The organism is Vreelandella sp. DA03-1M (assembly GCF_055725665.1).
Genome location: NZ_CM146798.1, coordinates 1,069,162 through 1,081,012 on the forward strand (window position 1 = coordinate 1,069,162; position 11,851 = coordinate 1,081,012).

The 11,851-nt window shown below is 57.0% G+C and carries 9 protein-coding genes; 4 read left to right on the top strand and 5 right to left on the bottom strand.

What is annotated here, in order from left to right; translation table 11 throughout:
- Nucleotides 1-45: 45 nt before the first annotated feature.
- Nucleotides 46-1,062 (top strand): Ldh family oxidoreductase, encoded by a 1,017-nt coding sequence (locus tag ACXUPB_RS04965; protein ID WP_035559180.1) that lies wholly within the window; start codon nt 46-48, stop codon nt 1,060-1,062.
- Nucleotides 1,063-1,246: 184 nt separating this feature from the next.
- Nucleotides 1,247-2,737, top strand: a complete 1,491-nt coding sequence (locus ACXUPB_RS04970; RefSeq protein WP_035559181.1) for an alanine/glycine:cation symporter family protein — start codon at nt 1,247-1,249, stop codon at nt 2,735-2,737.
- Between the two features lie 2 nt (nt 2,738-2,739).
- Here ACXUPB_RS04970 and ACXUPB_RS04975 read toward each other — a convergent pair whose 3' ends face one another.
- Nucleotides 2,740-4,128, bottom strand: coding sequence for an aminotransferase-like domain-containing protein (locus tag ACXUPB_RS04975; protein ID WP_035559183.1), 1,389 nt, complete (start codon nt 4,126-4,128; stop codon nt 2,740-2,742).
- Nucleotides 4,129-4,265: 137 nt separating this feature from the next.
- Between ACXUPB_RS04975 and ACXUPB_RS04980 the strand changes: the two genes are divergently transcribed.
- Nucleotides 4,266-5,426, top strand: coding sequence for an MFS transporter (locus ACXUPB_RS04980; RefSeq protein ID WP_035559192.1), 1,161 nt, complete (start codon nt 4,266-4,268; stop codon nt 5,424-5,426).
- A 16-nt stretch (nt 5,427-5,442) separates the two neighbouring features.
- Here ACXUPB_RS04980 and ACXUPB_RS04985 read toward each other — a convergent pair whose 3' ends face one another.
- Nucleotides 5,443-6,372, bottom strand: coding sequence for a cation diffusion facilitator family transporter (locus ACXUPB_RS04985; protein ID WP_035559658.1), 930 nt, complete (start codon nt 6,370-6,372; stop codon nt 5,443-5,445).
- A 209-nt stretch (nt 6,373-6,581) separates the two neighbouring features.
- Here ACXUPB_RS04985 and ACXUPB_RS04990 point away from each other — a divergent pair, with 209 nt between their 5' ends.
- A complete protein-coding gene (locus tag ACXUPB_RS04990) occupies nt 6,582-7,418 on the top strand; it encodes an alpha/beta fold hydrolase (RefSeq protein WP_035559195.1) in 837 nt (278 codons plus the stop codon).
- Between the two features lie 110 nt (nt 7,419-7,528).
- On the opposite strand, the gene nirD is transcribed toward ACXUPB_RS04990, so the two are convergent.
- From nirD to ACXUPB_RS05005, 3 genes are read right to left on the bottom strand one after another with little or no spacing between them, the layout of a single operon-like run.
- A complete protein-coding gene (gene nirD / locus ACXUPB_RS04995) occupies nt 7,529-7,933 on the bottom strand; it encodes a nitrite reductase small subunit NirD (RefSeq protein WP_035559198.1) in 405 nt (134 codons plus the stop codon).
- 40 nt (nt 7,934-7,973) lie between these two features.
- Nucleotides 7,974-10,496, bottom strand: a complete 2,523-nt coding sequence (gene nirB / locus ACXUPB_RS05000) for a nitrite reductase large subunit NirB (RefSeq protein WP_035559201.1) — start codon at nt 10,494-10,496, stop codon at nt 7,974-7,976.
- Nucleotides 10,496-11,815 carry an NAD(P)/FAD-dependent oxidoreductase gene (locus ACXUPB_RS05005; RefSeq protein ID WP_035559203.1) on the bottom strand — a complete coding sequence of 440 codons (1,320 nt, stop codon included), beginning with the start codon at nt 11,813-11,815 and terminating at the stop codon, nt 10,496-10,498. Before ACXUPB_RS05005 ends, nirB begins: the two co-directional genes overlap by 1 nt.
- Nucleotides 11,816-11,851: the final 36 nt, after the last annotated feature.

Below are 11,851 nucleotides of genomic sequence, written 5' to 3' on the forward strand. Positions count from 1 at the left end.
GGTTGTAAATAAAGAAGTAACAACAAGAGTGTGTAAGGTGATGCTATGAGTGATGCTATTACTATTTCTCTACAAGAAGCCGAAGCGCTGAGTAACAAAGTGCTTACCCATAATGGCTTTAGCCAAACCCACGCCGACGCGATTACCCGCAGCGTCATAGCGGCCCAGCGTGATGAGTGCCATTCCCACGGTTTATACCGGCTGATTGGGTGTGTCCAAACCGCCTTGAATGACGGGGTTGATACCCAAGCCGAGCCGACTATCACTGACCAAGCAACAAGTGTCGTCAAAGTTAACGCTAATAAGGGCTGCTCGCTGCTGTCGTTTGAAAGGGGTAAGCCCTACCTAATCGAAAAAGCTAGACACAATGGGATTGCGGCGCTTGCCATTAATAATAGCTTCCATTTCTCAGCACTGTGGCCCGAAGTTGAAGCACTTTCAGCAGAGGGGCTTGTGGCGTTAGCCATGACCCCAAGCCATGCTTTTGTTGCTCCGGCGGGTGGTACTTCGCCCCTTTTTGGTACCAATCCCATTGCCTTTTCCTGGCCTCGCCCAGGGAAGACACCCTATACGTTTGATTTTGCCACCAGCGTGGTCGCCCGTGGCGAGATAGAGCTACATCGGCGTGCGGGTAAATCGATTCCTGAAGGGTGGGCGATGGATGATGAGGGAAACTCGACGACTGACCCTGTGGCAGCCCTCGCTGGCGCCATGTTGACTTTTGGCAGCTATAAAGGCTCTGCGCTTTCCACCATGGTGGAGCTATTGGCAGGCCCGCTGATTGGTGATCTGCTAGGCCATGAAACCCAGGCGGCGAATGCCGAAAAAACCGGCAAACCCTTTCATGGCGAGCTGATTATCGCGATGTCACCTGAGGCTTTTCTGGGCAAGGGCGCAGAGGGCCACCTCAACCACGCTGAAGTCCTTTTCGAGAGCATTCTGGGCCAAGGTGCACGCTTGCCTTCTCAGCGCCGCTTTGAGGCAAGAGAGCGAAGCCAAGTAAATGGCATCACTTTCCCTCAGGTGTTGTATGACGAGCTCAAGGCATTAGCGAGTAGCTAACGTCGCAATCATTAAGGGTAAGCTGCGAGGTTTTTTAAGGCGTTTTTTGGGGCTGCTACAAAAACTGGCTAGAATCGGGGGGGGCGTCGTGTTTTCGGCGGCCATTTCAACACCTCGGGCTAGGGTACTTCCTGGATTTTCTGGTAACCCGGGTGTGAACAAACGCTAACTGGAGAGCATTCCCATGGAGACCCTCGAATTACTCATTGCCCCGCTGCGCGATGGTCTCTATGCCATCATGATGCCTGTCAGTAACTTTATTTGGAGCTACATTCTTGTCTATCTACTGCTAGGCGCTGGCCTGCTGTTCACCATTATGACCAAGGGGATGCAGTTTCGTCTGTTCAGGCACATGGCGTATGTGACATTCACTGCCCGCGGGGCTGGGGATGGTATCAGTGGCTTTCAGGCCTTTGCGACGTCGATGGCAGCGCGGGTCGGTACCGGTAATCTAGCCGGTGTGGCTCTGGCGCTCTGGATTGGCGGGCCGGGGGCGATTTTCTGGATGTGGGTGACCGCGCTGCTGGGTTTTGCCACCGCGTTTATCGAGTCGACCTTGGCCCAGGTCTATAAGCATCGCAACGAGGATGGCGTATTCCGTGGCGGGCCGGCTTACTATATTGAACGCTGCCTGGGGTGGCGCTGGTTAGGCGCGCTGTTCGCAGTGTTTCTGATTATTGCTTATGGCTTGGCGTTTAACGCGGCGCAATCCAATACTATCGCGCAAGGGATGAATGGCGCCTTTGGCATTCCCAATTGGCTGACGGGCGTCGTGATTGCCATCTTGGCAGGTTTTGTTATTTATGGTGGCCTCAAGTCGGTAGCGCGTACCGCTGAGAAAATTGTGCCAGCGATGGCGATTGCTTATCTGCTCGTGGCGCTATGGATTCTGGTGACTAACCTTTCTGCCGTGCCTGACATGCTCTCGTTGATTGTGATGAGTGCTTTTGGGCTTGGCCCAGCGGTAGGCGGTGCAGCTGGCTATGCGATCAAAGCGGCGATGGAAAACGGCGTCAAGCGTGGCCTGTTCTCCAATGAAGCGGGCATGGGTTCCACCCCGAATGCGGCGGCCCAGGCGACCGTCAAGCACCCGGCGGCCCAAGGCTTAGTGCAGTCTTTCGGGGTGTTCGTCGATACCATCGTGATTTGTAGCTGCACCGCGGTAGTGATTCTGCTTTCTGGTGTTTATGAGCGGCTGATGTCGGAGTCGCCGGGCGATAGTATTGAAGGTATTCAACTGACCCAGGATGCCATGGTGGATCATCTAGGCGGGTTTGGTGAGATATTCATTGCGCTGGCGATTTTGTTTTTTGCCTTTACCTCAATCTTGGCCAACTTCTCGTTCTCAGCGGTGAATATCGAATTCCTGTTCCGCCGTCACGCCGCAAAAGCGGTGGGCGTGTTCAAGGTGATTGTGATCGTCATGGTGCTGCTCGGCTCGGTGGCTGAACTGAGTGTTGTCTGGGACTTTGCCGATCTTGCGATGGGGCTGATGGCGACTACCAACCTGTTTGCGATACTCATCATGGGGCCAATTGCCGTAGCCGTGCTGAAAGACTATGAGCGCCAGCGCCGTGACGGTATTAAAGAACCGATATTTGACCCTGTCATACTGAAACGCCCAGAGCTTGTGGATGCGGATGTATGGCCAGTGAAAGAGGTTAAGGAAGGGTAGGTTCAACGAACTGCATCAATAAACGCCTTCGCCCTGGGATCCTGCATATAGGCAACGTTTAGCCGGAGCCAGGGGGTTGGTTGATGATCCGCAAAGAACAGATGGCCTGGTGACAGCATTACCTCGCACCGGTCAGCCAGCTCAGACAGCGCCTCTGGCGTGATGGTGGCCGGTGGCTTGGCCCACACAAACATTCCTCCTGCCGGTTCGGTATAAACCTCCCAGTTCGACTTTTTGAGAATACTTAGCGCCAACGCCATTTGATTGGCGAGCTTGGTGCGCAGCCGCTCGGTCAGCTTTCGATAACTGCCGTTCTGTAACATGGTAGTGACCACTTGCTCCGCAAAGCGCGACGCAGAAATGCTGGTCAGCATCTTGATATCGACCAACCGCTGCATCAGAGAGGGGGGTGAGGCGATAAAGCCTACCCGCAGCGAAGAGGAGAGGCTTTTTGAGAAGCTGCCAAGGTAGAGCACCCGATTCAAGCCATCTAAAGCGGCAAGGCGTGTCGTCGGTGCGTGCTGAAAATCCGCGTAGATATCGTCTTCAATAATCTGAAAATCGTGTCGTTCGGCGAGCTGCAACACCCGGTGAGCAATCGCTGGGGTGAGGGTGCTGCCCGTGGGGTTATGAAACACGCTGTTAATGTAAAACAGTTTGGGTTGGTACTTCGCCAGTAACGCTTCCAGGCGTTCGATATCTGGCCCATCGGCCAATCGCGGTACGCCAATCACGCGGATGCGCTGCAAGTGCAGCAGGCCGAACAGGTTGTAATAACCCGGTGATTCCACGAACACCACATCGCCCGGTTCAAGCAGCATCCTTACCAATAGATCCAGCGAATGGCTGCCGCCGCTGGTCATCACGATCTGCTGGGCGTCGGCATTGATCGCTAGCGGGCGCAGACGCTCTTGGATCAGGCGGCGTAATTCTTCAGGCCCCTGCGGCGTGCTGTACTCGAAAATTCCCGAGCGGCTTTTACGCGCGACCTGGCGAATGGCATGGGGCAGGTCATCGTCCTCGCGCCAGTGGCTGGGTAGCCAGCCGCAGCCCAGCTTAAGCGTGTGCTCACTGGCACTGAAAAGCCCCCACAGGCCATTGGTGACCTCTTCCAATCCGCTCGTAGCTGCTGGCTGCGATACCAGGGCTGCCGCGCTATCCGCCACATAAAAACCTGACCCGGGCCGTGAGCGCACCAAACCGGCAGCCACCAAGCGCTCATAGGCGTCAATCACCGCGTTACGGCTAATATGATGGGTCGCGGCCAAGCGGCGAATAGAGGGTAAACGGCGGCCACCACCGGCACCGTGCGCGGCAATCCAGGTGCGAATACCGGCTTCAATCTGCTGTGCAATGGGTGTGGGGGCGTCGCGGTTAACCTTAAGCTTCATAGCTGACCCTGTGGCTCAGCACTGTTCTCGAAAAGGGCGGAACAGTGTCTTGAAAGTGGTGGTTAAGTGTACCTTACCGGTGATCGGCAAGCGTGGGAGCTTAGTGGTTCAAATATTGGCTTATTTAGGGTAACGCTATGAACCGCGCTTTAAATCGAACCATCACCCAACGTAGCGCCGTTTATCTGGCCTTTGCGCTGTGCATGATTACCACGGCAGTTAATTTACAGGCGCCGCTCTACGATGCACTGGCGGCGCGCGACGGCTTGGGGGTAGGGGCAACCACGCTTGCCTTCGCTTGCTATGTGGCGGGTGTCTTGCCGGTGCTGCTGGGCTTAAATGGCTTGGCAGATCGGGTGGGGCGCAAGCCATTGATCATTGCTGCACTACTGTTAAGCCTGATGGCGACGGCGATGATCTTGATAGCTCCCAACCTAGTGGCACTAGGGGTTGCCCGCTTCCTGTTGGGTATTAGCATGGGATTAACGTCGGCAGTGGCGCCTGCGTATATGCAACTGCTCGTGGATGGGGATGATAATCGCCTCGCCACCAATTACGTGACGGCCAGCACCTCGCTTGGGTTTGGCCTGGGAGCAGCGGTCACCAGCCTGTTTCTTTTTCATACCCCCAGTGTGTCGCCGCCCAGCCTATGGATTTACCTGGTCGCCGCGGTGCTGGCGCTAGTGGTGGTCACCACATTGGAGGATAGCCCGCCGAGTGACACTAACCGCTCGCTGCTGCGTCTGCCTAGTTACCCTCGGGGCGCATTTGCCTTTGGGTTGGCTATTTTGCTGGCCTGGGCGACGGTGGGATTAGTGATTGCGATACTCCCTTCCGCCCTGCAGCGACACGGTTTAGCCGCCTGGAGCGGCTTCGCCACGTTCGGGATTTGCAGCTGTGGGGTGCTGTTTCAGCCCTGGGCAAGACGGTTCGCGCCAAGAAGGGCGACGCTGCTGGGGCTGGTGATTTTGCCGATTGCCTATGCGCTGATCGCCTGGGGAGCCCTTCAAGGCTACCTAGCAGCGGTGCTGCTGGGTACGGTGGCCGCCAGTAGCGCCTGCTATGGGTTTATCTACCTGGGTGGGTTGAGTGGCGTGTTGGCAGCGGCCGATGCGTCCGCGCCCGAGGCCAGCGCAGGCTATTTTTTGATGGCGTATATTGGCTTCAGCCTCCCGGTGATCACGACCGGGGCGCTTATTGATGCAGTGGGGCATACCCTGGCGCTAACGCTGTTTGGTTTTGCGCTATTAGGCGGTGTGATCACGGCGTTCGCTTTGCTGCGCAGAGCGCTCACGTGATCGACGACCACTTAAGCTACCCTTTTTCGACCAACAGCCCGCAAGAGGGCGCGGCCCAGCGGGTGTTGGCGGTAAACACTACATCACACACCACCAGCGAATAGTAACGGCGCACTTCTTCATCGACCCGTGCGCGCAGCGCATCTTGATGAACGATGGTCAAATTGGGTTCCTCTGGCAATACCACATGCACCATCACATACAGCAGGCGGCCAGGGCGAACCATACGCACGCGCACCTCTTGCGTGTCAGTGCTCGCCAGGGCATTCGCAACGGCGCGGCGGACGGGTGCTGCGATGGCCTCCTCCGGGGTCTTGTTAAGCAGTTCCTGCAGTGCTTGGGAAGCCATGCGCACCGGTACGCCCAAACACAGCACCACCACCGCAATCACCAATACCGCATCCACGTAGGGCAGAATGGCCAGCCAGCCCAGGTGTTCAAACAGCATCACCAAACAAAACGCCGCGAGTACGGCGGCAGAAATGACGCTGTTGACCAGCCAGTTGAGTTTGTCTGCTGCCACCAGGGGGCTACTGACATGGCGCTGGCTGCGGTGCATGACCCAGGCGGTAAGCGAGCAGGCCGCGGTGGCAAAGAGGGCGTAGATAACGGCAAGCCCAGCGGCAATGTCACGACCGCCTGTTAGTAGCGCGGCGACAGCATCCACCAGTGCAAAAATGGAAACGCCTAAAATCAGCAGCCCTTTGCAAAGATTGACTAGCGACTCGAAGTAGCTATAGCCAAAAGGGTAGGATTCGCTGTCCGGGCGGCTGGCAAGCTTGCTGACCTTAATGGTCACGAGGGCAACGCTGAAATAGATCAGATTAAATAGCCCATCCAGTAGGATCGCTTGAGAGTTAGAGGCCAGCGTGGCCACGATGCCTGCACAGCCAATGAGCAGCGCCATAACAGCGGAGAAGGCCAAGGTACTCGATTCTTTCTTCACAAACGTTTCTGCTCCAGAGTGCACACCGTATAAATAGCCGCTAAGCATAGCAATTTTGTTAGTGACTTATCGACGGCGCCGTGCTGATGTCTTTCGCCCTGCTTTCTGACCAGACTGCCCAACGCCTTCCTTTGGACAGCACTGCTAGTTCTACTAACCTTAGAGCACATTTGTTTGATTCACGTTAAGCCAAACAGGAGGGTGAGACGATGCCAATGCTGAGCGTAGGAACGGAGCAGGGCACGCCGGTAGAGCTTTATTACGAAGTACGTGGGGCAGGTAAGCCTGTGGTGCTCATTCATGGCTGGCCACTTAGTGGTCGTTCATGGGAAAAACAGGTGCCAGCGCTGGTTGAGGCAGGCTATAAAGTCGTGACCTATGACCGCCGGGGATTTGGTTGGTCGACGCAGGCCGATGGCGGCTACGACTACGATACGCTCGCAACAGACCTTAAAAAATTGATCGACACGCTGGATCTACACGATGCCACCCTGGTGGGCTTTTCCATGGGCGGCGGCGAAGTGGCCCGCTACCTCTCAAGCTACGGCACTGGCCGGGTGAGTAAAGCCGTGTTTGCCGCTGCTGTGCCGCCTTACCTGTATAAAGCTGACGACAACCCCGAAGGTGGCCTGGATGACGCGACGATCAATCAGTTTCTGGAGGGGGTGAAAGGTGACCGTATCGCCTTCCTGAAGGAGTTTACCAAGAACTTCTTTGCTGCCGGTGAGCGCAGCGATTTAATCAGTGAACCGAACCGCCAGTACCATCGCGATATTGCCGCCTTTGCATCACCCCAAGCGACCTACGACTGCATCAAAGCCTTCAGCTACACCGATTTTCGTAAAGACTTGCCTAAGATCGATATCCCCACGCTAGTGCTGCACGGTGATGCAGACGGTATCGTGCCCTTTGAGGTCAGCGGCAAGCGAACCCAGGAGCTACTGCCCAACGCGAAGACGGAAGTGATCAAGGGTGGTCCGCATGGCCTGAATGCCACGCACCCAGATGAGTTTAATCAGGCGCTGATTCAGTTTATGAATGATTAGGGTTTGGATGAATAAGCATCTGGATGAATAACGTTTGAGAGTTACTTCCCACTAACGACAACGCCGCCCTGAAGGCGGCGTTGTCGATTTATCAAAGCTAATTAATGTGGTTACCCCTCAACCCACACCTCATTACCTTTAAATTCGATCTTCCAGGTGCGCAGTTTGACGCTCTCATCTTCCAAACACTGCCCATCTTCAAAACGGAAGTGTTGCTTGTAGATAGGCGAGGCGACGACGGCGGCACCTTTAAGGTCACCAACGATGCCGCGGGCGATCACATTGGCCTTGGAGAAGGGATCAAAATGGTCGAGGGCGTAAAGTTCGTGATCCTTTCCTTGTCTCAGCCCTGGCAAGTAAAAAATAGCCACTTGGGCGGGGCCATCGGCGGTTTCAATCCAGGCGGCGACGCCCGAAAACTCGACAAGATCGGCCTTGGTGCAGACCTTTTGCCACGTCTTGGTGGTTTGTTCCGCCATGGTATCCATCTCTTTTTTCAGTGCCGTTGCGGTCATGAGTTGCCTCGTTTTTATTCAGAGTCAGTTAACGCATCAATCAAGCAGGCCGAAGCTGGCCACGTTCACTGGTCATAATGATGGACGGATCCGGACGGTCGTCGTTGACGAAGCTGCGGAAGCGCTTGAGCTTTTCCGGGTCGCTAATGGCGTCGGCCCATTCGCACTGGTAGGTGTCCACCACGGTTTGCATCTGACGCTCCAGCTCGTCGTTGATACCCAGGCTATCTTCCAGAATCACCTCTTTAAGATACTCCAGGCCGCCGTCAAGATTTTCACGCCATACCGAGGTGCGCTGCAGCCGGTCGGCGGTGCGCACGTAGAACATTAAGAAGCGGTCAATAGTGCGGTAGAGCTGCTCGTCGTCCAGGTCGGTAGCGAACAGTTCGGCGTGGCGAGGGCGCATGCCGCCGTTACCGCACACGTACAAATTCCAGCCGTTTTCGGTGGCGATAATGCCAATATCTTTGCTCTGGGCCTCGGCGCACTCGCGGGTGCAGCCGGAAACGCCGAATTTGATCTTGTGAGGGGAACGCAGGCCTTTGTAGCGGTTCTCCAGCTGGATCGCCATGCCAACGCTGTCCTGCACGCCGTAGCGGCACCAAGTGCTGCCCACACAAGATTTCACCGTACGCAGCGATTTACCGTAGGCGTGGCCGGTCTCGAAGCCTGCGGCAATCAGCTCGCTCCAGATATCCGGCAGGTCTTCCAGCCGCGCGCCGAACAAGTCGATACGCTGGCCGCCCGTCACCTTGGAGTAGAGGCTATATTTGTTGGCCACTTCGCCCAGGGCGATCAGTTTGTCGGGCGTAATCTCGCCACCAGCCACACGCGGCACCACCGAGTAGGTGCCGTTTTTCTGCATGTTAGCCATAAAGGTGTCGTTGGTATCCTGCAACGGGATATGCGCCGCATCGGTGATCGGCTCATTGAAGCAGGAGGCCAGAATGGACGCCACGGCGGGTTTGCAGATGTCGCAGCCCAGACGGTGGGTGTCGGCGTTGCCGTGTTTTTCAATCAAGTCGGTGAAGGTTTTAATGCCCTCTACACGGACGATATCGTAAAGTCCCTGGCGGGTATGGGCGAAGTGCTCGCAAATCGATTTATCGACTTCCACGCCGCGGGCTTCCAGCTCGTGATCCACCACGCTTTTAAGCAGCGCGGTGCAGCCGCCGCAGCCGGTGCTGGCCTTGGTGGCGCCTTTGACGCCACCAAGATCTACCGCACCGCCGTCAATCGTGGCGCAAATGTCGCCCTTGGTGACGTTATGGCAAGAGCAGATGGTGGCAGTTTCGGGCAGTGCACCGGGGCCGAGCGTTGGCGCGGCGCCGCTGCTTTGCGGCAGAATCAGCGAGGCGGGTTCAGCGGGCAGCTCAATACCGTTGGAATAGTACTGCAGCAGCGTGTCGTAAACGCTGTTGTCGCCGACCAGCATGGCGCCCAATAGTTTTTTACCATCGCTGGAGACTACCAGCTTGCGGTACTCCTGCTTGATGGGATCCAGGTAGCGAAACATCCGCGCGCCGGGGTTCTGGTTACCGTGAGCATCGCCAATCGAACCCACATCCACGCCCAGTAGCTTGAGCTTTGTGCTCATATCGGCGCCGCCAAACTGAATATCGCCTTCGGTTAGCGTCGACAGCGCCGTTTTGGCCATCTGGTAGCCTGGTGCCACCAAGCCGAAAATGCTTTGGTTCCATAGTGCGACTTCGCCAATCGCCAGAATGGCCGGGTCGTTGGTGAGGCACTGGTTATCCACTACCACGCCGCCGCGTTCGCCAATCTCCAGACCGCAGTCACGGGCTAGTTGATCGCGGGGGCGAATGCCCGCCGAGAACACGATCAGGTCGGTTTCCAACACCTTGTCGTCCTGGAAGACCATGCGGTGTCGGCTCGCCTCGCCATCTTCAATGCGCTGGGTGGCGCGCTCAGTGAGCACCTGTACACCCAGAGCTTCGATTTTTTCGCGCAGCAGCTCGCCGCCTTCATTATCCACCTGCATGGGCATTAGGCGTGAAGCGAACTCCACCACGGCGGTATCCAGGTTTAAGCCGCGCAGGGCGTTAGCCGCTTCCAAGCCGAGTAGGCCACCGCCCACCACCACGCCGGTGGTAGCGTTTTCGGCGGCGGCCTGAATGGCGTCCAGGTCGTCCAGGGTGCGGTAAACCAGGCATCCATCGCGGTCGTTGCCGGGAATCGGCGGCACAAAGGGGAAGGAGCCGGTGGCCAACACCAAGCGGTCATACGGGTAACGGCCTTGGTCGGTGACCACTTCTTGCGCGTTGCGGTCGATCTCGATTACAGCCTCGCCAGTGCGCAGTTCCACGCCGCTTACGGCGTAGTAATCCGCTTCGCAAAGCGCGAGCGAATCGGCGTCGCGGCCGCTGAAGTATTCAGATAGGTGCACCCGGTCGTAGGCGCGGTGGCGCTCTTCGCCAAACACGGTGACGTGATAGCGCTCAAGGGCACCGTTATCGACGAGCTGCTCGACCAAGTGGTGGCCGACCATGCCGTTGCCGATAATAATAAGCTGTTCGGGAGTTGCCGTTTTTGGGCTAGACATTATGCCACCTCTAAGGTCGATAAATGGGGAGTGTCGCTCTGCTGTTCCGCTATGTTGGTCTGGAGTACTTCAACATCAGCGGCACCAAACAGCAGGGCGTGGCGGTAAGCGTTGAGATCGGTACCTGCGAGCGCCTGCTCGAAGTACCAGGGGCCTTGGCTGGTGTCGCCGTAAAGCACCGCGCCTTCTATCTGGCCATCGCGCAGCAGCAGGCGGCGGTAGTCACCGCGCTCAATGTCGTGGTAATTCAGCACTTCGTGCTCGGCGCTGGCCTCGGTGGGGCCAAAGGCATAGAGCGCCACGCCGCTGATTTTGAGTTTGGTGGCGCTGGGAGCATCCGCGTAGCCAAGGGTAGGTGTGCCACCTAGCCGGGCGGCGAGTACTTCCACCTGACGCCAGATCGGTTCCACCAAGCCGTACGTAGTGCCATCAAATTGGCAGCACTCACCCAGTGCTGAAATCGCTGGGTCGCTGGTGGTGAGAAACTCATCCACCACGATAGCGCGCTCGGTGGTCAGGCCCGCCTGGTGGCCAAGTGCTGCGTTAGGCGTAATGCCCGCTGCAACAATGACGCTCGTGGCAGCCAGTTGGCGGCCATCATCAAGATGAAGCTTGCTGACCTGTCCTTGGGCGTTGCCCTCAAGCCGTGCTAACTGGGCGCCGGTAATAATCTTCAAGCCGCGCTGGGACAGTTCGTTTTCAAGCAGGTGTGAGGCGGTGGTATCCAACTGGCGATTCATTAAGCGTTCACTGCGCTGGAGTACGCTGACGCTGATATCGTTGCCGCGCTTACGCAGCCCCTCGGCAGCTTCCAGGCCTAGCAGGCCGCCGCCAATCACGACTGCCTCACCACCGCGTTGAGCGATGTCGGTCAGCGCATCAGCATCTTGCAAGTCACGAAAGCCGTGCACGCCCGCAAGCTCAATTCCAGGTACATCGGGCATTGCTGGGCGCGAGCCGGTAGCAAGCACTAGGTGGTCGTAAGGCAGCGTGCGGCCGGTGTCGGTGACCACGGTTCGGCGGTCGCGATGAAGGGCGTCGACTTTTTCGCCAAGAATCAGCGTGACACCCTGGTCCTCGTACCACTGAGCATCACGCAGAGTGAGTGCATCTTGAGTCATCTCGCCGGCCAGCAGTGGCGAGAGCAGAATACGGTTATAAGCGGGAGTTGGCTCAGCGCTAATCACCGTGATGTGCTGAGGACGCGTGGGTAGTTTCACCAACGCCTCAATCAGGCGGTGGCTGGCCATGCCGTTGCCAATAATCACCAGGTGGTCATTGAGATGATCATTGTGTGAGCACCGGGAAGTGGTTTCCATGGGTGGCTCCTCTGTGTCTTTGCGGCTTCTTGAGCA